Origin of the sequence: Pediococcus damnosus, assembly GCF_001437255.1 — a bacterium.
In the GTDB taxonomy this organism is placed as follows: Bacteria; Bacillota; Bacilli; order Lactobacillales; family Lactobacillaceae; genus Pediococcus; species Pediococcus damnosus.
Map to the genome: position 1 here is coordinate 1 of NZ_JQBD01000004.1, position 25,981 is coordinate 25,981.

Here is a 25,981-nt window from a genome sequence, read left to right on the forward strand (position 1 = left end):
TGATTCACCACTAATGTTAGTCCGTTTATCTATTAACAAATGCAGTAGCAACGCCGATTTACGGGAAGTTAGCCGATCTTTTTGGCCGGAAACGGATCTTTATGATTGGCATTATGATTTTCATTGTGGGATCAGGACTAAGTGGGACTGCTAATTCAATGCAAACATTGATTGGTTGGCGTGCCTTGCAGGGGATTGGTGCAGGTTGTATCATGCCTGTGGCCAATACAATTATTGCAGATATCTATCCATTTGAAAAACGGGCTCGGGTAATGGGATTTAATGGAGCAGCTTGGGGAATTGCAGCAATTATTGCACCCTTATTAGGTGGCTTTATTGTTGATCAATTAACCTGGCACTGGGTATTTTTCATTAATATTCCGATTGGCCTTTTAACGGTTATTTTGATTGCCTTATATTTACATGAAGAACCACATACCGCAGTTGGCAAAATTGATTATTTAGGAAGCCTTTGGTTAACATTAACTTTACTGAGCTTGATGTATGGTTTCCAGGTGTTAGGGGAAGCAAACTTTGCTTGGCAAACAGTCATAATTTGTTTTGCCATTACTATTGTGGCGCTAATCTTGTTTATTAATCGTGAAAAAAGGGCACCAGATCCAATTATTTCATTAAAATTATTTAAAAACCGGACCTTCGTAACTCAAAATTTGGCTACCATGCTTGTATCTGGATTTTTGATTGGGTTTGAAGTTTATCTACCTACATGGACACAAGGAATTCTTGGATTACCCGCTTCTTTGGCTGGTTTTGCAGTAACGCCAAGTTCAATTATGTGGATTTTTGGATCATTTTTAGCAGGTAAATTTATTCTTAAACTGACTCCCAAACAAACTTTGATGATTAGCTTAGGGTTCTTGTTAGTCGGAAGTGCATGGCTGGCTTTATTGCCACAAACTACGCCATTTTGGTTATTCTTTGTGATTGCTACTATTTTGGGAATTGGCTTTGGAATTACCATTACTTCAACAACTGTGACTTCACAACGATTGGTGGCCGCAAAAGATATGGGAGTGGCGACCTCATTTAATACCCTGGCTAGAACCCTTGGGCAGACGCTTATGATGTCTATTTTTGGAATTATCATGAATGGAACAATGAATCGTGGTGTTGCGCAGAATCCGCAACTTAATATTGGGATGATGAATAAGTTGATCAATCCACAAACAGCTTCATCGTTGCCAGCTAAGTTGATCCCAGTATTACGGACAATCCTGTATCAAGCTTTGCACAATATTTATATTGCCGGCGTAATTTTGATTTTGTTGGCAATTTTCGTCAACAGTTTAGATTATAGTCATCCAAAAAAAGTTCATTAAAAAAATCGATTTCTGTTAATTAAAACGGAAATCGATTTTTTTAACGTTTTTGGATTGCAAATAAGATTGGAGGATCATTTTTTTGATTGATAAATTGATAGGTCAATACCTGAAACTTTTTTTGAGGGAGTTCTCTTAGAAAGCTCTGTAATGTAGTGAGTTCTTGTTTGCCGCCTGGGTGACCATAGTAACTCACGACTACTACTAACCCACCAGCTTGTAGCATTTTTAAGCATTGGTTAATCGCTGCAATTGTTGTTTCACCGTGAGTTACAACAGTTTTATCACTTCCAGGAAGATAGCCGAGATTAAAGATGGCCGCCGAGATTTCTGTATCAGCGGGGACGTGATTATCAATGTGTTCATGGCCATCTTGAATTAAAGTTGTTTGTGGTAATAAACCCGTCAATAAAAGTTGGGTTTTCGTTTTTTCTAAACCAGCTGCTTGGATATCGAAACCATAAACATGACCAGCCTTACCTACACTGGCTGCTAAGTAGACGGTATCGTTGCCGTTGCCTACTGTGGCATCAATGACGGTATCGCCAACTCGCACAACTTGGTCCAATAAAGTATGACTGTAACGTAACGCAGATTCTAAATTCATTTTTGGATAAGCTCCTTTTTCCCTGGTAAAACAAAATAAGCAGTTAATAGCACAATGGTGGTCCCAAGGAGAAATCCACCAAGCACGTCAGTTGGATAATGAACGTTTAAATAAATGCGTGAAATTCCAATTAATAAAATTCCCATAAATGATCCCAGATAGATTAACCAGCGACGCCAATTGGTCTTGACTAAAACAGCTGCAATAATCATGATACTTCCCAAGAGCACTGTGGTACCGGTAGAATGACCACTTGGAAAACTGTAGCCACCGATTGAAATCAATTTGTGAAGCGGTCGTGGTCTTTCTATAAGTTGTTTGATTACTTGATTTCCAGAGGTATCCAAAAGGAGGGCAAGTGCTGCAAAGCTTAATAAACGATAGTGTTTACTATAGATTAACCACGCAACCAGTAAGAGGATAAATCCAATGTGCGGTAGTGGATTTCCGAGAGTGGTTATAAATAGGAAAAAGCTAGTTTTGCCGGGAGTTCGATTAGTTTGGATAAAAGTTGCAATGATTTGATCAAATTCTTTAACAAAGTTGGTTTGTAAATAAACTGAGAGTGTGAGCCAAATAAAAAGGACTCCAGTTATTAAACCTAAAATAAGCCATAGGTGATGCTGTTTGGTTGATGACATAAATTTCTCCTTTTTAACTTTCACAATGCGATTCCAGTATATCAGATTTTTTGAGATGTCTTGCTTTTTTTTAGTTAATTTGATAGGATTAGTCCATTAATATTAGTTGAAAAGAAATAGTAAGCACGGAACTTCTTTCAGAAACTGTACGGAAATGTGAGTATAGATTGGAACTGTGCTGAACTCATCTTTTGTGTTAATTAACGGTGAAGTTAAAGTAGCTGTTAACGTGAATTCGCGTTAAGAATTTGAGTGTTCGACTGACTTATTCAATCGTAAATATAGGTGGTACCGCGGAGACTTCCGTCCTATAAGATATTTTTTGATATCTTATAGGACTTTTTTTATTTTAGAAAGGGTGGAATAAATTTGGCATATAATCATGAGATAATTGAACGTAAATGGCAGCATTACTGGCGCGAACACAAAACATTTAAAACAGTTGAGGATTCTAGCAAGCCTAAATACTATGTTTTGGATATGTTTCCTTACCCATCTGGACAAGGGCTGCACGTAGGGCATCCAGAAGGCTATACAGCAACAGATATCATGGCCCGTTTCAAACGGATGCAAGGTTATAAAGTCCTCCATCCAATGGGTTGGGATGCTTTCGGGTTACCAGCAGAACAGTATGCTTTAAAAACAGGGCATAATCCGCGTGAATTTACTGCTCACAATATTAAAAATTTCAAACGCCAAATTAAGTCACTTGGTTTTTCATACGATTGGGATCGCGAAATTAATACAACTGATCCTAAGTATTACAAGTGGACCCAATGGATTTTTGAGCAAATGTACAAAAAAGGGTTAGCTTACGAAAAAGAAACTTTAGTTAACTGGGCTCCTGATATGATGGGAGGCACAGTGGTTGCTAACGAAGAAGTAATTAATGGAAAGACAGAACGGGGTGGTTACCCAGTTTATCGGGTCCCCATGAAGCAATGGATGCTTAAGATTACGGCATATGCTGATCGTTTGCTAGATGATTTAGACTTGATTGATTGGCCCGACAGTATCAAGGAAATGCAACGAAACTGGATTGGCCGTTCAACGGGGGCCAGTGTTAACTTTAAAGTTGCTGGGACTGATGATGAAATTGAGATCTATACAACCCGCCCTGACACGCTGTTTGGTGCAAGCTACATGGTTATCGCACCAGAACACTCACTGGTAAAAAAGATTACGACAGACGCTCAAAAAGCAGCTGTGGAAGCTTATGAGAAGAAGATTGAAACTAAATCAGATTTGGAACGAACAGATTTAAATAAAGATAAAACTGGTGTGTTTACCGGAGCTTACGGAATTAATCCAGTTAATGGTGAAAAATTGCCAATCTGGATTGCTGATTACGTCTTGGCTTCATATGGAACTGGCGCAATCATGGCCGTTCCAGCCCATGATCAACGTGATTGGGAGTTTGCAAAGAAGTTTGATTTACCAATTAAACCAGTTATTGAGGGTGGCGACGTTGATGACGCTGCTTATACTGGAGATGGCGTGCACATTAACTCTGGATTTCTAGATGGTTTAGATAAAACTACTGCCATTGATAAAATATTGGCTTGGTTAGAAGAAAAGGGTGCCGGTCATAAGAAAGTTAATTATCGTTTGCGTGACTGGATTTTCTCACGGCAACGATACTGGGGTGAGCCTATTCCTGTTATTCATTGGGAAGATGGTGAAACAACTTTGGTTCCAGAAGATGAGTTGCCACTAAAGCTACCAGCTGCTAAGGATCTCCAAACATCTGGAACTTATGAAAGTCCTCTTGCTAACTTAACGGATTGGGTTAATGTTGTGGATAAGAACGGTCGTAAGGGGCGTCGTGAAACGAACACTATGCCACAATGGGCAGGTAGTTCTTGGTACTATTTGAGATACATTGATCCGCATAACGAAAAACGCATTGCAGATATGGATCTTTTGAAAGAATGGTTACCAGTGGATCTGTATATTGGTGGTGCAGAACATGCCGTCTTGCATTTGCTTTATGCCCGATTCTGGCACAAGGTTTTGTATGATCTCGGAGTTGTCCCAACAAAGGAACCTTTCCAGAAGTTAGTTAACCAAGGAATGATTTTGGGCGACAATCATGAAAAAATGTCTAAATCTAAGGGTAACGTCATTAATCCTGATGATATTGTTGATCAATATGGGGCAGATACGTTGCGTCTCTATGAAATGTTCATGGGACCTTTGACCGAGTCCGTGGCTTGGAGTGAGGATGGCATTCATGGTAGTGAAAAATGGATCGAGCGAATTTGGCGTTTGATGATTGATGAAAATAATCATCCTCGTGATCGCGTCACAACCTTTAATGATGGCAAGCTCGACAAAGTATATAACCAAACCGTGAAGAAAGTTACAGAAGATTTCGAAAATCTTCATTATAATACAGCTATTTCACAGATGATGGTATTTATAAACGAAGCCTATAAAGTGGATGCTTTACCACTAGCATACATGGAAGGTTTTGTAAAAATGATTTCACCAATTATGCCGCATGTCGCTGAAGAACTATGGCAATTATTAGGACATGATGAAACCATCACCTATGCAGCTTGGCCAACTTTTGATCCTAAAAAGCTAGAGGAGTCGACTGTTCAAATTGTTCTTCAAGTAAATGGTAAAGTTCGTTCTCATATGCAGGTTGCTAAAGACACAGGTAAAGATGAATTAGAAAAATTAGCTTTAGCAGATAAAACAATGGAAGAATGGTTAGATGGAAAAACGGTTCGTAAAGTGATTGCAATTCCAAATAAGATTGTGAACATTGTTGTTTAAGTTAAATGGGTTAAGCAGATATTAATTTTAGAATTCAAAAAGGCATACAGGAAATAAGGAGTGATTACTCGTTATCAGCTGGATGCCTTTTTATCTGGAACTTGAAACTAATTCTAAGTATGATACGCTAGAATTCAGTATTTTAAATTTAATGGTAGAAACTGGAGATACTTAAAAATTATGACTATTGATGGGATTGTCGGTAATATTGTTTCAGAAATTAACATGAGATTGCATCCTCGTACTGATGGCATTAAATATCAATTTGAGCGATGTACGTTTCCTGTTACGTTTACACGAGATGGTTATAAAGAAGCAGATGGCTGCATTATATTTTTGGTAGAGCCAGATGGGAAATATACAGTTAATAAGTTTGATACCAGATATATGGATGTCGAAGATCCAATCAGTAAGATTTATCATGGGGCTTATTTTGAGTGCGACGAAGAGCCGGCGGCCATGGACGAACTGATCAAGAAAGTTGCTGATGGGGTTTCCGAAAAGTAGATTTCTTAATTTTTTAAGATAATTTATTCAAACTGAATACAAAAAGAACGCCAGGCCATCATAAATGGTCTGACGCTCAGCACTATCTCAACAACTTCAGTATAACTCATAAATCTGAATTTAGCAAAGCCTAAATTTCGTTTGCCAGTTAGGTTACAACCATTTCTTTATATTTTCTTACAAAATGAATTAAAATTTGAATTGGCTTCAAGGCATGATAAAATAGTTAAGATTGAGTAATTGAAAGTAGGGTAACAAATTATGGCTGAAACATCTCAAGATAAGAAACAAACAAATAATGCGGGATTTCAACCGCTTCGAAAAACTAATAAAGAATCTAGTTCAAAAGATAAAATGATTGAAGGATCAGCTTGGATGACGGCGGGGAGCATTTTCTCGCGACTTTTAGGTGCAATTTACATAATTCCTTGGGTTATTTGGTTTGGCAGCATGAGTGATGAAGCCAATGCACTATTTGCTAAGGGGTATAACATTTATAGTTTCTTCCTAATTGCCGCGATCGCTGGGATTCCTTCAGCAATTGCAAAACAAGTTGCGCATTATAATACGATCAACGAATTTGCGGTGGGCCAGCGTCTGTATAAACGTGGGTTGTTGCTATCAGGAGCCACAGGAATAATTTGTGCTTTAATTCTATATTTTGGGGCGCCATTTTTATCAAATGGAGATCCTAACGTTGTTCCAATCCTCCATTCTTTGGCCTGGGCCGTTCTAATAATCCCAACAATGAGTTTAACGCGAGGCTTTTTCCAAGGTTATCAGGAAATGGCACCGTCCGCCATTTCGCAATTTGTAGAACAATTAGTACGAGTAGCATATATGTTGGTTACAGCTTTCCTAATTATGAGAGTTCATCATGGTAATTGGGTAACGGCTGTATCGCAATCAACTTTTGCTGCTTTTATCGGAGCTATCGGTGGGATGTTGGTGTTGGTCTTTTACTATTTGCGCCATCGAAGTCGTTTACAAGAATTGGCTCGTAATAGTAAGCAGGAATTAGCAATTCCAACTAAACAATTATATAAAGAGATCATTTCACAAGCAACGCCATTTATTATCATTGGATCGGCAATTACTATTTTTCAATTAATTGACCAATATACATTTTTTAACATTATGAATCATGTATACAATTTTTCTGCGACAATTGTTAACACGCTTTATGCAGATTTCGCATTTAATTCTAATAAATTGGTTATGATTGTTGTCTCTTTGGGATCAGCCATGGCCATTACTGCGGTACCAATGTTATCGGAAGCTAAAACTCGTGGAGATAAGCACGAAATCAATAGTCAGATTACAGATGCACTGATGTTGTTTGCGTTCTTCATGATTCCAGCGGCTTTAGGTTTAGCAGCCGTTGCACAGCCTTTAAATACCCTTTTTTATCATTATGATGTGATTGGCACAGCAGTTTTAGAAGTTTCGGCTTTTATTGCCGTAATTTTAGGCCTTTTCACAGTTATTTCGGCTGTGATGCAGGGAGTTTCAGAAAACGTTCGCGCTGTGGCTTACTTTCTTGTCGGAGTAGTTGTCAAAATAGCGCTCCAGTATCCATTGGTAGCCTATTTGGGAGCAGTTGGACCGTTAATTTCAACCGGGATCGGTTTTACAGTAGTCAGTGGTTTAATCTTACGCCATTTGAATCAGGAGTTTGGGATTGGCTTTAAGCGAATGAGCAAGCCCCTTTCTGGGATTATGGTATTTAGTTTATTAACATTTATTGTGGCTTTTGCTGTAGTTCGTGTGGCTTATCTGGTTTTAGACCCATACAGTAAAACAGTTGCTTTAATTGTATGTGTGCTTGCAGCTTTTCTGGGTGGCATGGTATATCTTTATGCGACTTTAAAGACAAGATTGGCTGATATGATGCTTGGACCTAGAGTAGAACGAATTCGACGGATACTAAGGATTCATTAAGAGGTGAATTTATGCGAGTTGACAAATTTTTACATCAAATGAACGTTGGAACACGAAACCAGATTACGCAATTGATAAAAAAAGGCCGAGTTACTTTGAATGCTCAGCGAGTTCGTACCGGTAAAACCCAGTTAGATCCTGGACAAGATCTAGTTAAATTAGGCGAACAGGAAATTAAGTATCAAGTCCATTATTATTATGTATTAAATAAGCCAATGGGCGTTATTTCGGCGTCAACTGATACCCATCAGAAAACCGTTATGGACCTGTTTAACAAATCAGATTACCGATCAGACCTGTTTCCGGTTGGTCGTCTTGACAAGGACACTGAGGGCTTGCTATTGATTACCAATGACGGGGATCTTGCTCATAAACTATTATCACCCGCACATCATATTAAAAAAACTTATGAAGCTACCGTAACCGGTAAGCTAGATGAATCGGTAATCACAAAATTTGCTGAAGGGATTCTTCTCAAAGATGGGACGCAACTCTATCCGGCTAAACTTGAAATTCTAAATTATAATAAGATGGATGATACCACTAATATTCATGTTCAAATTCAAGAGGGTAAGTATCATCAAGTGCGGCGAATGTTTGGTGCGGTTGGTCAAAAGGTTATTCATTTGCAACGAATAAAAATGGGCACCCTTGCGATTGATGAAGGACTTTTGCCAGGAAATTATCGGGAATTAACCCAAACTGAAGTGGACGATTTATTAAGATTAACTGAATAAAAAAGGCTCTTAACCAGTCAAAAGAATTGTTCTTTTGAAATTTGGTTAGGAGCTTTTTTAGTTATAATTACTCTGCTTTTTGAGAAAACTTTAACATGGTTTGAGGAATCTTTTTAATAAGTTGATGAGGCAAAGTAACATATTGGGTTTTACCAAGTTGATCGGCGATAAAACTGTGTATATACACCGCACTCATAATTGCATTGATTTCATTATCAGTGAATTGGGTTATAAACGCACCAACCATACCTGCTAATGTATCACCCATCCCACCAGTCGCCATCTCAGGGCCGCCAATTAAAAGTTGGTAGGTTTCTTGATTTGTATAAATTTCAGTATGATGTTTTTTGAGAACGACAATTGCATTGAGTTTTTGCTGGGCGGCGCGGTTATTGGTCTCTGTTTGTTCTTTGATTGGAATACCAGAGAGTCTTTGCCATTCCATTTCGTGAGGCGTAAAGATAATATGGGCATCGGGCAAGTCCAAATTGTGGGACGCGATGAGATCAATTGCCGAACCATCGATTACCAGATATTGATCTGACTGAACGTTTTGAAAGACAAATTTTAGAATTTTTAATGAAGATGAGTCTTCGCCAAGCCCAGAGCCAATTACAACGCCATTCACTTTGTTTAGCATGGTTTTGATTGCCTGATCATCCGTGAAATCGATGACCATGGTTTCTGGTAGCCGTGCGTGAAGACTCGTAAAGTTGCTTGGATGGGTTGCAGTAGTCACTAACCCGCAACCAGCATATACGGCTGCACTACTGTTTAAAATAGCAGCACCGCCAAACTGGTCATTACCACCAACAATCAATATTTTTCCAAATGAACCTTTGTGGGTTTGAGTCGCACGTTTTGTAATTGTATTTTCAACTAGTTTTTGTGTAATAGTTTGCATGAGTTTTTATTCCTCCATAAGTTCAGTATAGCGAATAAAAAATGATAAGAGAAATAAAAAGGAGCTTTTTATTATAAGATTTTATGAATAATTGTTATAATGATCATAAATAATCAGGAAGTGGGATGAGTCTCATGCAAGATCAACAATATAAGAATATTTTAGTTGGAATTGATGGTTCAGAAACTTCAATGAGGGCTTTAGATAAAGCTGTGGATTCAGCAAAGCGAAATGACGCTAAACTGTACATTGCTCAAATTTTAAAGCCACAGCAATCAACGATTGGCCAATCATCACTTGGCTTTGGCGTTGTCGCAACCGATATTGATGACAACGATCGATTGAAAGAACAACAAGATGCAATAAATGCAATTGTTGCCCGAGTTAAAAGTGAAGGCTTAGATCAAGTAACAGCAATTGTGAAGGTTGGTAATTCGCGTGAAGAATTAGCAAGAAATATCCAACAGGAAGAAAAAATTGATTTAATTTACATTGGTGCAACTGGCGTAAATCGAGTGGCACAAATGTTCTTGGGTTCAAACTCAACATATATTTTAGAAAACTCTTTGGCCTATGTCATGGTAGTCAGATAAAGGTAAAAAGTGAACAAATTAAATTTTATGGCGGAATAGTTATTTAAATAGGCAAGACTATCCCGCTATTAATTTACCAAAAAATTAGCCGATGGTATTAACTAATAAAAATAAGAGAGGGGGAAGGTCAAGATGGATGAACAATAAATTATCTTGGCCGTCCAAATATGAAATTATTAATTGTACTTGAAAACATTGTGATGGATGGAGTTAAACGGGCTGCAACAGTTGTGGGAAATGCACTGACTGAATATGCAGATGTGACGTATTACTCGTTAGAAGATGTGGCTCCTTATTATGAATTGGATGCTGACTTAGTTATTGCCAAGAGACCGGCATCAAGTCATGTTTTAAATTTCTTTGGTGAAAATCCTTATGAAAGATACAAACCACAAATTGAAGATTTATGTAATTTTATTCAAGAAGAGAAGTTTCAAACAGTTATTTTACCAGCGGGGTTGACAACCAGTTTTGCCCCCTTAATTAAGAATCAAACTCCTGAAGTGCGTGTAATTGCATGGATGCATAATAATTATAAAACATATTTAACTCAATATTATCAATTGATGAAATCCGAATTTGTGCAAGGTTTAAAGGCTGCTGATGTGGTGGTGGTATTAACGGAGTCAGATTATATTAATTATCGTCAATTTAATGAAAAGACTGTCAAAATTTATAATCCTCTGACAATTGTTCCTGAAGAAAAAGCTGATTTAAGCGCACATACGATTGCTTTTACGGCCCGAATTGCAATTCAGCATAAAGGGATTGATTTTCTTTTAGAGGCTGCTCAGTACTTACCGGACGATTGGAAAATTGCAATGGCTGGGGAGGGCTCTGATGAGGACATGGAAATTTTTAAGCAACTGGTAAAAAAATTCGATGTGGCCGATAAAATTATTTATCGAGGAGCCCTTAAAGATGAGGAACTTCAAGCACATTACGAAACAGCTTCCATTTTCGTTTCTACTTCTCGTTGGGAAGGGATGCCATTAGTGATTGGAGAAGCAATGGGCTTTGGATTGCCAATTGTCGCGATGGAAAATACGGGTTCTAGAGAGTTTTTGGGGAACAGTGAGTATGGGATTCTAACCAAAGCGCAAGATGTTCCAGATTTTGTTGCAGGACTAAATAAATTAATTGTAAGCGAGCCTTTAAGACGGACCTACGCAAAAAAATCTTGTAAACGAATTCGAAGTTCTTTTATGTTAGATAAAATTATTAAACAATGGTTACCAATCCTTTCTGATGATGATAATTCAAAAAGAATGTTGAAATGTGCCCAATAGCATTGAAAACAGTGCCAAACTTCGATAAGGTATGAGTAGAACGTTTACAATATAGTAAGCTAGGAAAGTCGATGGGTTAAAATGTATAAATTAATAGTTAGTGATTTGGATGAAACATTACTTAGTAGAGACGGCAGTATTTCTGAAGAAAACGTAGCTGCAGTTGAAGCGGCGTCAAAAAAGGGCGTAAAATTTGTGCCGAATACTGGACGAGGATTTGCTTCAGTACAACCTTTATTAAAAAAATTATCGTTGTTTCAAAAGCCTGATGAATTTGTGATTTCTTATAATGGTGGGGCAATTATTGAAAACCAAAAAAATCAAGTTTTGCAGACAAATGAAATGACTTATGAAGAGGCTAAGGGTGTTTTTGATATTACTTCCCAATATCCCCAAAATGATACCCATGTATACACATTAAATGAACTGTATATTTATAATCCACGTGAAGAGGATCTTGCTTATTTAAAGCCTCGCCACGTTGAATATAAGATTATGACAGATAGAGACTTTTCGATTTTTAAAAATGAAAAGATCATGAAGGTTATTACGATGAACCCAGACGAAAAAGTTCTTCATCCAGTTCATGACAAAGTGATGGCGGCGTTTAATAATCAATTGAATGCGACTTATTCATCAGGGATGTACGCTGAGTTTAACCACTTGGGTACTGATAAGGGGACAGCAACCTTAGAGCTGGCTGAATCTTTGGGAATTAAGAAAGATGAGGTTCTTGCATTAGGTGATAATAGCAATGATTTACCAATGTTGCGAAAAGTGGGGATGCCTGTTGTGGTGTCTAATGGAACAGATGAGGCTAAAGAAATCGCCAAATATGTAACCAAGAATAATTATAAAATGGGTGTAGCAGAAGCAATCCACAAATTTATTCTGGACTAGAGATCGTTTCAAAAGTTGACTTTGTAGACATTTTTAAGTAGAGTAATTGAGAAAGTTTAGAAAGTGATTTGGAGACATACTCTGATCAAGTAATGGAGGATTTCTTATGCAAAGGGCAGCCCTAATTGTTATTCCAGGATTGGTTGCTGTGGGACTAATTTTGGTGACGGAATTTGTTAAGTTACCATTTTGGTTACTGGCTGTTTTATGGATTATTGGATTTTTAATTGCCATGTTTTCCGTTTTAGTAATTGAATTAAAAATTAGAATGACGGCAATAAAACGGCATCAAGCAGAGCAAGATAAAACGGACAAACAAGAGTTAAAGTAAAAGAGGAATTATTATGTTTATGTCTACTGAAGAAGTTAACGCAGGACATACGATTATTGGTATTGTGTCGGCAACGAGTCGCATTATGTTGGCGGCAGATGAAATTGACCAATATCAGATGTTTGATCAACTTATTGAAGAAACAAAGCAGAAATTAACTAAACGTGCAAAATTAAAAGACGGTGATGGCTTAATTGGGGTTCATTTTAATACAGAAGTTGTTAATGTGAGTGTGGCTCCTAAATTTCTTGTGGTCGTGGGATATGGAACGGTTGTTAAACTAGATAAATAAATGGCAACAATCAAAATTGAACAAAGTAAAAACGGCTAGGCTCTCTTCTAAGCAAGAGAATCTAGCCGTTTTTTTATGATGTTTTATGCCCCAGGCAGGATTCGAACCTGTACATGGTTGTCCATACAGCGACCTGAACGCTGCGCGTCTGCCAGTTCCGCCACTGGGGCAAACAACATTCATTATTTTACACTATATTTTAAAAAATGAAAAGTTTTATTCAAGTAAGTAACCGGATCTGAGAGTGACAATTCAGAACAGTTTGCATTAATGAAATGAAAATCGTTCTGAATTGCTGAGATTAAATTGTAAGCTAGTTTCAAGGCTAATTAGTTCACTAATAACTTATTTAATGTTTTCAAGATCCATTGTCACATATTTAGTGCGCCATACGCCGAATAGATAAGCCAAAACGACGACAAAAACATTTCCGATTACCGCAGTTGTTGAGATACTTCTAAAAAACATGACCAGCTGAACAATCATTGTGGCTGCTGAAAATAAAGACAGTTCGATTAAGTGACGATTGCTGACGTGAAAGGCTGATTTTGCCCATTGTTCGGGCATAACTTGAGGCAAGCGGATGGTGCTGATTGCAAGGACCAAGCTAACGACATTTGTTAATATAAGCACCGAATTACTAATCAGGGAAATATTCCAACCAAAAATAATAGGCAGGATACCAATTAAGTAAAAAATTCCGAGAATAACGACAGGTGAATTGTATTTTGGATGTAAGTATCCCATTTGTTTTGGAAACCACCCATCACGACTAGCTTGGACAATTGGTGAAAGTGAACTACCAATAGAGGCATTCATAGTTCCAGTCAATGCAATTAAAGCACCACCAATAACAAAAAATATATATAACGGTCTGGAAAGAATGGCATTTGCAACGTGCGTAAGTGGTTGATTGATTACTTGATGGAGTGGTAAAACGCCAGAAGCAACAACTGCCATTAGGGCATACAAAATAGCGACAGTAATGGTTGAAATTACCATAACGAAAGGAATATCTTTAGTCGGATTTTTTGCCTCACCACTGAAATTAATCATAAACTGAGCACCACCAACGGTAAAAGTCATATAAGCAGCTGCAGCCAGAATTCCAATTCCGCCATGAGTCATAAAACCTGGTTGTTGAAAATAACCAGGTTGAACATGGGGCAGACCTAAAACGGTAAACATCGTAAGGGCTACAGAAAGAAGAATGATAATTAAAGTTTGCCACCGGGCGGCGTTTTTGATACCAAAATAATGAAAAATAAACACTAAGGTAAGAATCCCTAATGCAACCGCTTGATGGGGAAGCCCAGGAATTAAGGCAAGCAAATAATCTGCAAACGATAGTGCATACATAGAGATACTAAAGTTGCTGATTGCAAAAATAAAAATATACATCCCAGCCCATTTTTTACCAGCCAATAGAGCGGCCCGCGAATAATCACCACCAGGTAGACGAACAGTTCCACTCGTTAACACAATGGGAATTAGTGTTGCTAAAATTAGAAAGGCGGCTAAAATAAATGAAATAAAAATTGAACGTCCAGTCATTCCAACTGCAATTCCTAGCATTGAAAGAATTCCAGCCCCAACAATTTGCCCAACAGAGAGCATAAATAAATTAGTACGGGAAAGGTTGTGTTTGACTGTCTGATTATTTGGTGCAGAAATAGAAATTGGTTTTTGAAGAACATGATTTTGTTGCAAAGTGTAAGACCTTCTTAGTTATATGTTTAGTTATCTTAATGGTTGATCCTTAAAAACTGCAGTTATCTGTTGAAGTCCTTGTTTTAATACAGAACGAGGACAACCAAAGTTTAAGCGCATGAACCCTGTTCCGGTTTTGCCAAACTGATTGCCAGATTCCAAACCAACTTTAGCTTGTTGCCAAAGTAAGTGGTTTAATTCGGTCTGAGAGCGCGCGTAATCGCGAAAGTCTAGCCAGGCAAGGTAAGTAGCTTGATGCTCGCCTAAATGCACGTGAGGGAGATTGGTAGCTAAATAGGTGCGCATGAATTGTAGATTACTGTAAAGATAACTTCTTAATTATTTTAGCCAATCTTCTGAATCTCGATAAGCTGCGACAGTAGCAGCCATGGCAAAGGGGTTAAGATCTACAGCGAAGGAGCGGTCCACAGAGCGACGGAATAACTGTCTCATATGCGGGTCGGAAATAACAATGTAGGAAATTTTAATACCAGCCAGATTGAAAGCTTTACTCTCAGACAAGCAAGTCATGACGTTATCTTGCCATTCTTTGGCAGCAACGGCAGTATTTATAAATTTTTCGTTTGGCATTGTTAAATCACTATGAATTTCATCAGCAATTACGTAAACGTGATATTTAGCACAAATTTTTACCATGTGATGTAATTCTTCTGAAGTCCAAATTCTACCGATTGGATTATGAGGACTACATAGAATAAACAAGGTTGTTTTAGGATCAGCGGCTTTTTTTTCAAAATCATCAAAGTCAATTTCGTAATGACCATCGTGATTGATAAGATCGTTTGAAACTACCTGACAACCATTATTGCGAGCTGATGAGGCAAATGGGTAGTAGACCGGTTCTTGAATTAAAACCTGATCACCAGCTTGGCAAAATGCCTGAATTGCAAGATTAATTGCGAGCACAATGCCATTAGTGTTGGTAATCCACTCGCTAGGAATATTCCAATTATGTTGCTGTTTCATCCAATTTTGAAGGGCTTCATTGTAATCTGTTCCTTCGCTATAACCAAAAACACCGTTGTCTAAACGCTTTTGTAAAGCCGATTGGATTGCAGGAGCCACTGGAAAATCCATATCAGCAATACCAAAAGGCAAAATGTTTTTGGCACCAAAGTCATTTTGCTGGGCCATTGGATCCCATTTAATGGCGTCAGTATTTTGTCGATTTGTAATTTTATCAAAATTATAGTCCATAATTATGTACCACCTTTTTAACTGTAAATATTTTTCTTACAGTTAAAACTGTAAACTGAGTTTGATTAATTTGCAAGTTGAAACACTTCATTGACCAAATGTTTAAAATAAATAGCTAGTCGATCTAGAATATGTAGTATTTAAAGGATTAACAGTTAACTTAAATGAATAACACAGCTAGTTTTTACAAAAAATTGATAAACAAATCTTAATTTTCTTGAAGAATTGAGATTGAAATATGGTATGCTTGTTCATGCGCATTTGTAGGTTAAAGAAAAAGAAATTTTAAAATTTTATCTGCCTTAGTTTTTGTGAAACGCCGCGATTGCAAGCTTTCATTTTTATAAGAAGATAAATACATAATTTTAGGAAAAACACAAGATGTTGTATATAGAAAAATTATGATATACTGAATGCTGATTAAAGATAAAGAGGGGCCTTGTATGGTGATAATTACAGCAGGAATGATAGGTGTTGGAAAGACAACATTAACTGGAAAAATTGCAGAACATTATGGATCAAAAGCATTTTATGAACCAGTGGGGGACAATCCCGTTTTACCGCTTTATTATTCTGATCAAAAAAGTTATGGTTTTTTACTGCAAATTTATTTTTTAAATAAACGATTTGCAATGATTAAAAAGGCACTTTCTGATGACAACAATGTGTTAGACCGTTCGATTTATGAAGATGCCTTGTTTACCCGTGAAAATAATAAAGAAGGTAACATTACGGACACTGAGTTTGGTGTCTACACAAGCCTTATTGATAACATGATGAACGAGTTAAACGATCTTCCGAAGAAGGCACCAGATTTGATGGTATATTCGGAAACAGATTTCGAAACGATTTTGTATCGAATTAAAAAACGGGGTCGAGATTATGAACAGTTTGATAATAATCCAGATCTTGAAGACTATTATCATAAAATGTGGTTGGCATACAAGGACTGGTATGAAGAATATGATGCAAGCCCTAAAATAAAAATTAATTTACAAAAATACAATCTAGAAAATCCAAAGAATGTTGATGCTGTATTAGAACAAATTGATGCAGCTTTAACAAAAATTTGGGCGCCTAAAGGTATCGAAGAAGCAATGTAATGGATTTAAAAAGTTATCCCTAATCAATCTTAAATTGATTAGGGATAACTTTTTTTGTCTAAATATTTTTTTGCCCATTAATTACTTGCTTTAATTGAGAGCTACTACGATGAGCCAACAGTGCCCAAAGAATTGTCACTGTATCGACAACTTCTTGGAAAAGAGCGCCTACTAAAGCTGGAATAACTCCAGTTGATGCAACTAACATCAACCCGATACAAATAAATATTCCAATTAACACAGACTGTTTTGCAATCTTCATGGTGTATTTCGAAATACTGAGAGCACGTGCTACTCGGCCTAGATCATCTTTTAAAATAACAATGTCTGCTGATTCACTTGCTGCTGTTGATCCTCGTGCGCCCATGGCGATTCCGACATCAGCTACTGTTAGTGAGGGGGCATCATTAACTCCATCTCCAACCATTACAACCGGGCGCAGATGAGTTTCTTGATCTTTTAAAATGGTGATCTTGTTTTCTGGAAGGCATTCGGCATATACTTTTGAGATTCCAATTTTGTTACCAACCATTTCAGCCGTGGCTTTTTGATCACCACTAATCATTAATGTATTTTGAATACCCAATTTATTTATCTGTGAGATTGTGGTTGCGGCTTCTGGTCTGATTTGATCTGAAAATGTAATGTAACCAGCAAATTTATCATCAATCGCAACAAAAATGGCGGTTTGATTTGGGGAGGCTATTTTTTGATCAGTCACAAATTTTTGACGACCAATCTTAACTTTGTGATTGTCAACTTCAGCTGTTACTCCCATTCCAGTAACTTCTTTAATATGTGAAACCGGCATTAACGTCTTAGCGTCACTAGCCTTGACGATTGAGCGGGCCAAAATATGGCTAGATTGCTGTTCAGCACTTGCCGTGATATTTAGAAGCTCTGAATTTGAAAATGGTGGGACGCTCTTAACCTGATCAATTGCTAAAACACCTTTGGTTAAGGTCCCGGTCTTATCAAAAGCAATGGTCTTAGCTGTCGCAAGCTTTTCAATGGCAGTACCGTTCTTGATAATAATTCCATTTCGATTAGCACTACTCATCCCCGAAACCAATGCAATTGGCGCTGCTAAAATAAGGGGACAAGGTGAGGCAACTACAAGGACTTCTGCAAAACGAACGGGATCCTTTGAAACAAACCATGCGCCCCCGGCAATTACATAAGAAATAATCGTGAACGGAATAGCATAACGATCAGCTAACCGTACAAAATGAGCCGGTCGTGCTTCTGAATCTTTAACCAATTTAACAATGGTTTGATATTGGCTATCTGCGGCAATTTTTGTGACCTTCATGGACACAGATCCATCGCCATTAACGGAACCGGACATCAGCTCGTCCCCAACATCTTTATTGACGGGCTTTGACTCACCAGTTAGTGAGGATTCATCAAAAATAGAGGTTCCGGATAAAATAATGCCATCGACAGGGACAACTTCACCTGGTTTTACGACAACTTCATCATTAACCAAAACGTCATCGACTGGTTTAGTTGTTAAGTGGCCATTTAATAAAACATTTGCAGTTTGCGGAGAATTATCCAGAAGTGTTTGTAATTCTTTTCCAGCTTTGTGAGCGGCATAATCCTCCAGAGAATCACCACCAGTTAACATGACAAGAACGACAATGCTTGCCCAGTATTCACCAACGGCTAAGGTAGCGATGATTGCGGTAATGGCTAACAAATCGACGCCGTATTTACCAGCGCGTAGTGTTTTAATCATTTCAATCAACATTGAAATTGAAATAACAATTCCAACTGCAGTGATGATAATTTGTGCCGCTAGCTGAAGGTGAAAAATAAATTCTAGAATTAATGCTAAAATACCAAGTCCCAAAACTAAGATGAATTTTGTTGAATGTTTCATAGATTACGCGACCTCTTTTCCATTTAGAATGATTCTAAACTTATTATAGGCGTAATCACTTTAAAATACCAGCCAGATAATCATCTTATTCTTGTTTTGAAAGCTTTAAGGAAAGGATTGGAAAAATAAGCAAGAGATGGATAATAAACATTCCCAAAAATGTCCAGTTATAGCCGAATCCGGTAATAAAATAGCCACCGAGAAGTGGACCTAATGCGCGGCCCAGTGAACCTGCAAAACTTCCTAGAGATTGAATGGTACCCCGGTTTTGATCACTAGCATATCGGTTTAAAACTGCTGGAATAGCAATTAGGGCGAGCATTTCACCTAACGTGACCATGGTAATCCCGGCTACAAAGCGCCAGTAACTTTCCGCATTGAGGATAAATAAATATGAACAAGCAAAAGCAAGTAAGCCTAAAATAATTCTTTTTTTCTCTGATTGAAAAGCTGGTTTAAAGAAACGATTCATAAAAGGTTGAACTAAAACAATTTCAACCGTGCTAATTGTGAAAAGCATACTGTATTTAGGAATCGAAATGTGTTTTGCTACCATTAGAACTGAAACATTGCTATTCCATTGTTCGTAACAAATCCAGATAATAATCATTGCTAAACAAATAATAAGGACGTTTAAAAATGAGCGATCAGTTTTAGATTTAAAAGAGGTCGTTGGTTTTGTTTGGACATGTTTTTTAATGGGATGAAAAGCGACGCGAATAATCAGTGTTGTAAACAGAAAAAGGATAGCTGAACTGAAAAATACGACGCGAATACTAACACCAAATAAAATTCCGGATAAGAATGTGGCAAGACCCATTCCCAAACTTGCAAACCAATAGCCATTATTGAAAATATTGGGATCAGAAACTTGTAAAAAGGCAAGGTACCCATTGATTGATGAATTTAGGCCACCTAAGCAAAGCCCGTAACAGGTGATTAAAATGGGATAGATTGGCCATTGGGGGAAAAGGCCAACCAAAAATAAGGCTATGACCACTCCTGAACCGCAAAGATACATGAGAGGCTTTTGTTTCCAACTATCAAATAGTTTGCCACCAATGAGATTGCCAATCATCATGGCGCCAGAAAAGCAAAATAGAACATAGCCGGCTGTAACGATACTTTTATGCAGAGTTCCGTGAATATAAAGAGTTGTAATCGGCATGATAAGTCCAATTCCCATATTTACAAGCATATTTGTCAGAAGAACAAATTTATTTTTCAAACTGTGCAACACCTTTCTGATTTTAATAATGTTCTCATAGAATGTTAATAATACTATTACATAGAAACCTGTAAAATTCAAATCTTGAAGAAGGTCCATGATTATAGTAAGTCAATAAAATGTTTTGACCACGTTTATAGTTAAGTAATTGACCTTTTATTGTTAATGTTCAATTAGAAAATTTGTTATTATCTGGTTGGCAAAGAAAAACAAATTGGCATCGAAACAGGTATACAATGACTAAGAGTTCTTGGCGGCGGTAGTATTATGGCTGTAAATTTGGTAAAATATTTTTGTTACGGTGATTTATTAAAATTATGTATAAAGGCGCTAAAATTACTATTCTAAAACTCAATTAAATTAAAGGGGTCTATTAAATTATGTGTGGATTTGTGGGGTACTTGAATCAAACAGACGTCAATACAGACGTGATCAAATCAATGGCTGATCGCATCAAACATCGTGGCCCAGATGATGAAGCTTATTTTCAAAATGAGGATGCTTCTTTAGGTTTCAGACGGTTATCGATTATTGATTTGGCACATGGTAAGCAACCAATGCTAAATTCAACAAAGACAAAAGTTTTGACCTTTAATGGTGAAATCTATAACTATAAAGAAATTCGTAAAGAGTTAAAAGCACTTGGCTACAAATTCCAAACAGATGTAGATTCAGAAGTTCTAATTCATGGCTATGATGCTTGGGGACCAGAGTTATTACAGAAGCTTCGCGGTATGTATGCTTTTGTTATTTATGATACGAAGACAAAGGAAGTATTTGGAGCCCGCGATCATTTCGGAATTAAACCTCTCTATTATTATGATGATGGGATTTCTTTCCTTTGGGGATCCGAAATTAAAGCATTTTTGGACCATCCTAAATTTATTAAAGAATTCAATGAGCGTTTGTTACCAATTCATTTGAGTTTTGAATTTATTCCTTCCAAAGAAACGATGTTTAAAAACGTCTATAAAGTTTTACCAGGCACGTATTTTATTCATAAAAATGGGAAAACAGAAACGCATACTTACTATAAGTTTAACTATGATCATATTGATAATTCACAAACAATTGAAGAAGATGCCAATAAGATTCGTGGAATTGTTAAAGATTCTGTAAAAGCTCATATGATTGCTGATGTGGAGGTTGGTAGTTTTCTTTCAAGCGGGATTGATTCTAGTTATTTGCTGGCAGAAGCTGCAAAGTTAAAACCCATTCAATCTTTTTCATTAGGATTTAACGATTCTAAATACAGCGAATTAAGTTATTCAACGGAATTTGCAAAAGAAATTCATCAACAAAATACACCATTAACAATGGATGGCGATGACTATTTCGATATTTTACCAACAATTATGTATTACATGGATGAACCACTTTCAAATCCTTCTGCTATGCAGCTTTACTATCTTTCAAAGGGGACTAGAGAGCATGTGAAGGTTGCCTTATCTGGTGAGGGTGCTGATGAGTTCTTTGGTGGGTATAATACTTATCTAGAGGCTTTTCCATTCGAACGGTATCAAAAATGGGTTCCTCAGTTTATTCGAACAGGTTTAGCAAAAATGGTACAAAATTTACCTCGTTTTCATGGTAAACGATTCTTAGTGCGTGGTGCAGAGCCCTTGAGTGAACGCTATTATCGAGTTAATTATGTCTTTGACAAGCATGAACGGGATGAGATCTTACGTGATCCAAGTATAAATATGGATTCTGGTAAGTACACTCAGCATATTTTTGATGAAGTAAAAGACAAAGACGAAATGACACAAATGCAATACTTTGATATCAATACTTGGTTACCATTTGATATCTTGCATAAGGCTGATCGAATGAGCATGTGTAATTCATTAGAGGTACGGACACCTTTGGTTGATAAGGAAGTTGCAAAGTTTGCAGCCACAATGCCTGTAAGTACTCGTATCCACAAGGATGAAACTAAGATTTCCCTTCGAACCGCAGCTGAAAGCGAATTGCCAGAACGAGTTGCCAAGAAGGAAAAAATGGGCTTTCCATCACCAATTGCAAGCTGGATTAAAGAAGATAAGTACCGAAAACGAATTGAAACAGCTTTTAATTCTGATGTAGCTAAGAAATTCTTTAAACCTAAAGCATTAATGCATATTTTGCATGAGCATATTAATGGAAAATCTAGTATGCAAAAGATTTTTACAATTTATACGTTTATCCTTTGGTACGAAGTCTATTTCCCAGAAAATACGACTGCGACAACAAGTAAGTTGGTTCATCGCACACAAGTTTAAAAGTTGGAGATGAAAAAAATGGCACTTGAGATTGCCGAGATTACTACAATTTTAAAAGAACATCATTTGCTGAAACAGATAGTAAATAATGTGAAAGGCGATCATCAAAAGATAACGGGGGTCACGTATGATTCTCGACGTGCTGACACCAATGACTTATTCTTTTGTAAGGGGAATTTTAAGCCAGCCTATTTAGAATATGCTCAAACCCAGGGGGCCACTGTTTACATTGCGGAACAACAGTATGATAGCGTTGCAAAAATGTGTGGCATTATTGTTAGCGATGTTTCAAAAGCAATGGCATTAATTAGTGCGGCTTATTATGATTATCCACAAAATGAGTTGTTTATTATTGCATTTACTGGAACTAAGGGGAAAACGACTTCCGCTTATTATGCGCATAATATTCTTAAAGAGACGACTGGAGACAAAACGGCCCTATTTTCAACAATTGATCGCATTGTTGGACCCAAGCCGGAGCAACAGTTTAAATCTGATTTAACAACTCCAGAATCTTTAAATTTGTTTCATGATATGCGTGAAGCGGTTGATAGTGGAATGCATACCTTAGTCATGGAAGTTTCGTCGCAGGCCTATTTGCGTAATCGAGTGTATGGACTTCATTATGATGTTGGCGTATTTTTGAATATCTCTCCGGATCATATTGGCCGAAATGAGCATCCTAATTTTGCAAATTATCTGCATTGTAAACTCCAATTATTGGTAAACTCGGATATTTGCGTAATTAACGCAGAGACTGATCATTTGGAAGAGATTTATCAAGCTGCTCGGGCAACAACCGATCCAGAAAAAATTTATTTGTACAAACAAGCGGGTAATGAGACTCAAGTTGAAGTACCAGTTGATTTTACTTTTCACAACGATCGTGATGATTTACAAGTCAATGAAATTGAAGTTAGCTCACATACAGAAAAGGCAAACGCCCTTCAAATTAATGGACGTTATATGTTGAGTATGCCTGGTAGCTACAACCAGAGTAATGCGACAGCTGCTTTGATTACAGTTGGAGTTGCGGGGGTAACTTATAAAGAGGCTCACAACCTGTTATCAAAAGTGAAAGTACCTGGCAGAATGGAATCGATTCAATCTCAAAAACACGGCGTAATCTACGTAGATTATGCGCATAACTATGCAAGTATGAATGCGCTACTTAGTTTTTTACGGAGTCAGTATCCCAAAGGCCGAATGATTGTGGTAGTTGGCAGCCCAGGTGACAAGGGAATTTCGCGACGTAAAGGGTTTGGTAAGGCCCTGACATCGTATGCTGATGTGGCAATACTAACAGCTGATGATCCTGGGTTTGAAAATCCCGCTGATATTATTACAGAAATTGACAGTTATATTGATCATCAGAAAGTTCATGTAGAAAAAATTGTGGATCGTTACGATGCAATTAAGCGTGCGATTACAATTAGTCAGCCGGAAGACGTCGTGATTTTGGCTGCAAAAGGTGAGGATCCGTATCAAAAGGTAAAGGGAGTTGATACGCCCTGGCCAACAGACTCAGTGGTTGCAAAAAAAGTTTTGAAAGGATTGGCATAATGGAAACTTCGAAAACTGATTATATTCCTATTTTGTTAGGAAGTGATTTTAATGCATATGGAATGGCTCGCTCTTTTTACGAAATGACCGGAAAAAAGGTTAAGGCTTTTGCAGAGATGGAATTAGCACCAACCCGATTTACAAAAATTGTGGATTTAGAATTAATTCCTGGATTTTCAGAAGACCCTAATTTTTTTGAAGCTATGAAGAAAATTGCTAAACGTTATGAAAACCGATCTGAAAAAATCATCCTGCTTGGAATGGGCGATGGCTATGCAGAACTCATTTCTAAGCACAAAGAAGAGCTTTCAAAAACTTTCATTTGTCCTTATGTGGATTACGATCTTTTACGTAAGTTAAATAATAAGGAGCGTTTTTATAAGATTTGTGATGAGTTTGATTTGCCTTATCCCAAAACAAGGATTATTACTAAGGCAGAATATGAAAGTTCAGAACCAATTGATGAGCCTTTTGAGTTTCCAGTTGCTTTGAAACCAGCCAATAGTGTTGAATGGTTAGATATCCATTTTGAAGGTCGTAAAAAGGCCTTCCGAATTCAATCAAGAGCAGAATTTGATGAAATTGTTGGTAAAATTTATGATAATGGGTATACCTCTGATCTTATTTTGCAGGATTTTGTTCCTGGAGATGATAGTAATATGCGCGTTTTGAATGCATATGTAGACCAAAACCATAAAGTGAAAATGATGTGTTTGGGGCATCCATTACTAGAGGATGCGGCACCATCTGCAATTGGAAATTATGTGGCCATTTTGCCTGAGTACAACGCAACAATCTATAAAACAATTCAAGATTTTTTGGAAAAAATTCAGTTTACCGGATATGCTAATTTCGATTTGAAGTATGATTCACGAGATAAAACCTTTAAGTTGTTTGAGATCAATTTACGGCAAGGACGTAGCAGTTTCTTTGTAACTTTAAATGGTTATAACTTAGCTAAATGGGTTGTTGATGATTATGTGACCGAAGATTTGGCCAATAAACCAACTGTTTACGCTAATCGAGATGAAAAAATGCATCAGTTATGGTTAGGGGTTCCGATTAAAGTATTTAAAAAGTACACTCGTGATAATCGTGATAAGCAAGTTGCCTTACAGTTGATAAAACAAAAACGTTATGGGATGACTGCTTTTTACTCAAAAGATATGAATGTGAGACGATGGGCGCTTTTAACTTGGATGAACCATAATTATGTTAAGAACTTTGATCGTTATTTTGAAGAAAATAAGGGATGATTTAAATGAAAGATTTCTTTACGATTATTGGCGGAATGGGGACACCAGCAACCGAGAGTTATTTACGTTTGTTGAATAAGCGAACACCTGCTCATTGTGATCAGGAGTATTTTAATTACATTTTGGTGAATCATGCGACGGTACCTGATCGTTCAACTTTTTTAATGGATCATTCACAACCAAGTCCGTTGCCTGATTTGTTAGAAGATATTAAGCAGCAAAGTATGCTGAAGCCGAGCTTTTTTGTAATTGCATGTAATACCGCTCATTATTTTTATGAGGATTTGCAGGCGGCTACGGAAATTCCGATTGTTCATATGCCTCGAGAAACGGTTAACGATATAAAAGAAAAATATCCAACTGCAAAAAGAATTGGTGTCATCGGAACAAAGGGAACCACAACAGATGGCATTTATGATCGAGAGTTAAAGCGGCAAAACTTGGAAGTTATTAAGCCCACAGAAGAGATTCAACGGCTAACTACTCAGTTAATTTTTGATGATATAAAAAATCAAAATAAAGTAGATGGTGACCTGTTTCATACAATTGTCAAAAAGATGGTTAAAGAACAAAATGCTGAAGTTGTTATTTTAGGATGTACAGAATTGTCATATGCTCAAGAAATGGCACCTGAATTAACGTTTCCAATTGCAGATTCGCAATCAATTTTAGTAGATAAATCGATTGAATTAGCAACCAAATTACGAAAATAAATTTAAAAACGAAGTAGGTAAGCATGGGCTGTTTGGGTGTGGATAGATAAAACAGCCATGACAAAAATGACCCGATATGCTATACTTATTTTTGTATTTGCGGGCATGGTTTAGTGGTAAAATTCAAGCTTCCCAAGCTTGCGTCGCGGGTCCGATTCCCGTTGCCCGCTTTCCATAA

At 37.2% G+C, this 25,981-nt stretch carries 22 protein-coding genes, 2 tRNA genes, 1 pseudogene and 1 other annotated feature; of the genes and pseudogenes, 16 read left to right on the top strand and 9 right to left on the bottom strand.

What is annotated here, in order from left to right; translation table 11 throughout:
- Window positions 1-20 precede the first annotated feature (20 nt).
- Window positions 21-1,340: pseudogene (locus IV84_RS00845) on the top strand (MFS transporter); the annotation flags it as partial.
- 40 nt (window positions 1,341-1,380) lie between these two features.
- On the opposite strand, the gene mnmM reads toward IV84_RS00845, so the two are convergent.
- Together mnmM and IV84_RS00855 are read right to left on the bottom strand one after the other, a co-directional pair.
- Window positions 1,381-1,947, bottom strand: coding sequence for a tRNA 5-(aminomethyl)-2-thiouridylate-methyltransferase MnmM (gene mnmM / locus IV84_RS00850; RefSeq protein ID WP_046871701.1), 567 nt, complete (start codon window positions 1,945-1,947; stop codon window positions 1,381-1,383).
- Window positions 1,944-2,588: a phosphatase PAP2 family protein gene (locus IV84_RS00855; protein WP_046871702.1), complete on the bottom strand. Its 645-nt coding sequence runs from the start codon at window positions 2,586-2,588 to the stop codon at window positions 1,944-1,946. Before IV84_RS00855 ends, mnmM begins: the two co-directional genes overlap by 4 nt.
- A gap of 97 nt (window positions 2,589-2,685) precedes the next feature.
- Window positions 2,686-2,902: a binding site (T-box leader), on the top strand.
- A 55-nt stretch (window positions 2,903-2,957) separates the two neighbouring features.
- Between IV84_RS00855 and leuS the strand changes: the two genes are divergently transcribed.
- The 4 genes from leuS to IV84_RS00875 all read left to right on the top strand — a co-directional run bounded on the left by leuS (window position 2,958) and on the right by IV84_RS00875 (window position 8,557).
- Window positions 2,958-5,372, top strand: a complete 2,415-nt coding sequence (gene leuS / locus IV84_RS00860) for a leucine--tRNA ligase (RefSeq protein ID WP_046871703.1) — start codon at window positions 2,958-2,960, stop codon at window positions 5,370-5,372.
- Window positions 5,373-5,552: 180 nt separating this feature from the next.
- Complete coding sequence (locus IV84_RS00865; protein ID WP_046871704.1) at window positions 5,553-5,879, top strand: hypothetical protein; 327 nt, start codon at window positions 5,553-5,555, stop codon at window positions 5,877-5,879.
- Between the two features lie 261 nt (window positions 5,880-6,140).
- Window positions 6,141-7,820, top strand: coding sequence for a putative polysaccharide biosynthesis protein (locus IV84_RS00870; RefSeq protein ID WP_046871705.1), 1,680 nt, complete (start codon window positions 6,141-6,143; stop codon window positions 7,818-7,820).
- An 11-nt stretch (window positions 7,821-7,831) separates the two neighbouring features.
- A complete protein-coding gene (locus IV84_RS00875; protein WP_056985978.1) occupies window positions 7,832-8,557 on the top strand; it encodes a pseudouridine synthase in 726 nt (241 codons plus the stop codon).
- A gap of 67 nt (window positions 8,558-8,624) precedes the next feature.
- Here IV84_RS00875 and IV84_RS00880 read toward each other — a convergent pair whose 3' ends face one another.
- Window positions 8,625-9,461 carry an NAD(P)H-hydrate dehydratase gene (locus tag IV84_RS00880; RefSeq protein WP_056985979.1) on the bottom strand — a complete coding sequence of 279 codons (837 nt, stop codon included), beginning with the start codon at window positions 9,459-9,461 and terminating at the stop codon, window positions 8,625-8,627.
- A gap of 134 nt (window positions 9,462-9,595) precedes the next feature.
- Here IV84_RS00880 and IV84_RS00885 point away from each other — a divergent pair, with 134 nt between their 5' ends.
- From IV84_RS00885 to IV84_RS00905, 5 genes are all read left to right on the top strand, one after another.
- On the top strand, window positions 9,596-10,054 hold the full coding sequence (locus IV84_RS00885; RefSeq protein ID WP_056985980.1) for a universal stress protein: 459 nt from the start codon (window positions 9,596-9,598) through the stop codon (window positions 10,052-10,054).
- 167 nt (window positions 10,055-10,221) lie between these two features.
- Complete coding sequence (locus IV84_RS00890; RefSeq protein ID WP_046871709.1) at window positions 10,222-11,343, top strand: glycosyltransferase; 1,122 nt, start codon at window positions 10,222-10,224, stop codon at window positions 11,341-11,343.
- An 81-nt stretch (window positions 11,344-11,424) separates the two neighbouring features.
- On the top strand, window positions 11,425-12,243 hold the full coding sequence (locus IV84_RS00895; RefSeq protein ID WP_046871710.1) for a Cof-type HAD-IIB family hydrolase: 819 nt from the start codon (window positions 11,425-11,427) through the stop codon (window positions 12,241-12,243).
- Window positions 12,244-12,349: 106 nt separating this feature from the next.
- Window positions 12,350-12,574 carry a hypothetical protein gene (locus IV84_RS00900; protein ID WP_046871711.1) on the top strand — a complete coding sequence of 75 codons (225 nt, stop codon included), beginning with the start codon at window positions 12,350-12,352 and terminating at the stop codon, window positions 12,572-12,574.
- Between the two features lie 13 nt (window positions 12,575-12,587).
- On the top strand, window positions 12,588-12,866 hold the full coding sequence (locus IV84_RS00905; protein ID WP_046871712.1) for a hypothetical protein: 279 nt from the start codon (window positions 12,588-12,590) through the stop codon (window positions 12,864-12,866).
- An 86-nt stretch (window positions 12,867-12,952) separates the two neighbouring features.
- Here the strand turns inward: IV84_RS00905 and IV84_RS00910 are convergent.
- The 4 genes from IV84_RS00910 to IV84_RS00925 all read right to left on the bottom strand — a co-directional run bounded on the left by IV84_RS00910 (window position 12,953) and on the right by IV84_RS00925 (window position 15,794).
- Window positions 12,953-13,036 (bottom strand) — tRNA-Leu (locus tag IV84_RS00910).
- A gap of 175 nt (window positions 13,037-13,211) precedes the next feature.
- The gene (locus IV84_RS00915; protein ID WP_046871713.1) at window positions 13,212-14,576 is read right to left on the bottom strand and encodes an APC family permease; all 1,365 of its coding nucleotides are present in this window, start codon (window positions 14,574-14,576) and stop codon (window positions 13,212-13,214) included.
- A gap of 30 nt (window positions 14,577-14,606) precedes the next feature.
- On the bottom strand, window positions 14,607-14,882 hold the full coding sequence (locus IV84_RS00920; RefSeq protein ID WP_052694522.1) for a beta C-S lyase family protein: 276 nt from the start codon (window positions 14,880-14,882) through the stop codon (window positions 14,607-14,609).
- A gap of 33 nt (window positions 14,883-14,915) precedes the next feature.
- Window positions 14,916-15,794, bottom strand: a complete 879-nt coding sequence (locus IV84_RS00925; RefSeq protein WP_052694523.1) for a MalY/PatB family protein — start codon at window positions 15,792-15,794, stop codon at window positions 14,916-14,918.
- 443 nt (window positions 15,795-16,237) lie between these two features.
- Between IV84_RS00925 and IV84_RS00930 the strand changes: the two genes are divergently transcribed.
- Entirely contained in the window at window positions 16,238-16,897 is a 660-nt protein-coding gene (locus IV84_RS00930) for a deoxynucleoside kinase (RefSeq protein WP_046871714.1), read from the top strand.
- A 58-nt stretch (window positions 16,898-16,955) separates the two neighbouring features.
- Here IV84_RS00930 and IV84_RS00935 read toward each other — a convergent pair whose 3' ends face one another.
- Together IV84_RS00935 and IV84_RS00940 are read right to left on the bottom strand one after the other, a co-directional pair.
- Entirely contained in the window at window positions 16,956-18,782 is a 1,827-nt protein-coding gene (locus tag IV84_RS00935) for a heavy metal translocating P-type ATPase (protein ID WP_056985981.1), read from the bottom strand.
- Between the two features lie 85 nt (window positions 18,783-18,867).
- Window positions 18,868-20,010, bottom strand: coding sequence for an MFS transporter (locus tag IV84_RS00940; RefSeq protein ID WP_056985982.1), 1,143 nt, complete (start codon window positions 20,008-20,010; stop codon window positions 18,868-18,870).
- Between the two features lie 380 nt (window positions 20,011-20,390).
- Between IV84_RS00940 and asnB the strand changes: the two genes are divergently transcribed.
- The 5 genes from asnB to IV84_RS00965 all read left to right on the top strand — a co-directional run bounded on the left by asnB (window position 20,391) and on the right by IV84_RS00965 (window position 25,973).
- The gene (asnB, locus tag IV84_RS00945) at window positions 20,391-22,271 is read left to right on the top strand and encodes an asparagine synthase (glutamine-hydrolyzing) (protein ID WP_046871716.1); all 1,881 of its coding nucleotides are present in this window, start codon (window positions 20,391-20,393) and stop codon (window positions 22,269-22,271) included.
- An 18-nt stretch (window positions 22,272-22,289) separates the two neighbouring features.
- A complete protein-coding gene (locus IV84_RS00950; protein ID WP_046871717.1) occupies window positions 22,290-23,834 on the top strand; it encodes a UDP-N-acetylmuramoyl-L-alanyl-D-glutamate--2,6-diaminopimelate ligase in 1,545 nt (514 codons plus the stop codon).
- The gene (locus tag IV84_RS00955; RefSeq protein WP_046871718.1) at window positions 23,834-25,090 is read left to right on the top strand and encodes a carboxylate--amine ligase; all 1,257 of its coding nucleotides are present in this window, start codon (window positions 23,834-23,836) and stop codon (window positions 25,088-25,090) included. The genes IV84_RS00950 and IV84_RS00955 overlap by 1 nt, the downstream gene beginning before the upstream one ends.
- 5 nt (window positions 25,091-25,095) lie before the next feature.
- Entirely contained in the window at window positions 25,096-25,803 is a 708-nt protein-coding gene (locus IV84_RS00960; RefSeq protein WP_046871719.1) for an aspartate/glutamate racemase family protein, read from the top strand.
- A 99-nt stretch (window positions 25,804-25,902) separates the two neighbouring features.
- Window positions 25,903-25,973: transfer RNA gene (locus IV84_RS00965), tRNA-Gly, on the top strand.
- The last annotated feature ends 8 nt before the right edge of the window (window positions 25,974-25,981 follow it).

Coding starts and splice junctions, on each gene's coding strand:
- mnmM (WP_046871701.1), bottom strand. CDS start 1,947: ATGAATTTAGAATCTGCGTTACGTTACAGTCATACTTTATTGGACCAA.
- IV84_RS00855 (WP_046871702.1), bottom strand. CDS start 2,588: ATGTCATCAACCAAACAGCATCACCTATGGCTTATTTTAGGTTTAATA.
- IV84_RS00865 (WP_046871704.1), top strand. CDS start 5,553: ATGACTATTGATGGGATTGTCGGTAATATTGTTTCAGAAATTAACATG.
- IV84_RS00870 (WP_046871705.1), top strand. CDS start 6,141: ATGGCTGAAACATCTCAAGATAAGAAACAAACAAATAATGCGGGATTT.
- IV84_RS00875 (WP_056985978.1), top strand. CDS start 7,832: ATGCGAGTTGACAAATTTTTACATCAAATGAACGTTGGAACACGAAAC.
- IV84_RS00880 (WP_056985979.1), bottom strand. CDS start 9,461: ATGCAAACTATTACACAAAAACTAGTTGAAAATACAATTACAAAACGT.
- IV84_RS00885 (WP_056985980.1), top strand. CDS start 9,596: ATGCAAGATCAACAATATAAGAATATTTTAGTTGGAATTGATGGTTCA.
- IV84_RS00890 (WP_046871709.1), top strand. CDS start 10,222: ATGAAATTATTAATTGTACTTGAAAACATTGTGATGGATGGAGTTAAA.
- IV84_RS00895 (WP_046871710.1), top strand. CDS start 11,425: ATGTATAAATTAATAGTTAGTGATTTGGATGAAACATTACTTAGTAGA.
- IV84_RS00900 (WP_046871711.1), top strand. CDS start 12,350: ATGCAAAGGGCAGCCCTAATTGTTATTCCAGGATTGGTTGCTGTGGGA.
- IV84_RS00905 (WP_046871712.1), top strand. CDS start 12,588: ATGTTTATGTCTACTGAAGAAGTTAACGCAGGACATACGATTATTGGT.
- IV84_RS00920 (WP_052694522.1), bottom strand. CDS start 14,882: ATGCGCACCTATTTAGCTACCAATCTCCCTCACGTGCATTTAGGCGAG.
- IV84_RS00925 (WP_052694523.1), bottom strand. CDS start 15,794: ATGGACTATAATTTTGATAAAATTACAAATCGACAAAATACTGACGCC.
- IV84_RS00930 (WP_046871714.1), top strand. CDS start 16,238: ATGGTGATAATTACAGCAGGAATGATAGGTGTTGGAAAGACAACATTA.
- IV84_RS00935 (WP_056985981.1), bottom strand. CDS start 18,782: ATGAAACATTCAACAAAATTCATCTTAGTTTTGGGACTTGGTATTTTA.
- asnB (WP_046871716.1), top strand. CDS start 20,391: ATGTGTGGATTTGTGGGGTACTTGAATCAAACAGACGTCAATACAGAC.
- IV84_RS00950 (WP_046871717.1), top strand. CDS start 22,290: ATGGCACTTGAGATTGCCGAGATTACTACAATTTTAAAAGAACATCAT.
- IV84_RS00955 (WP_046871718.1), top strand. CDS start 23,834: ATGGAAACTTCGAAAACTGATTATATTCCTATTTTGTTAGGAAGTGAT.
- IV84_RS00960 (WP_046871719.1), top strand. CDS start 25,096: ATGAAAGATTTCTTTACGATTATTGGCGGAATGGGGACACCAGCAACC.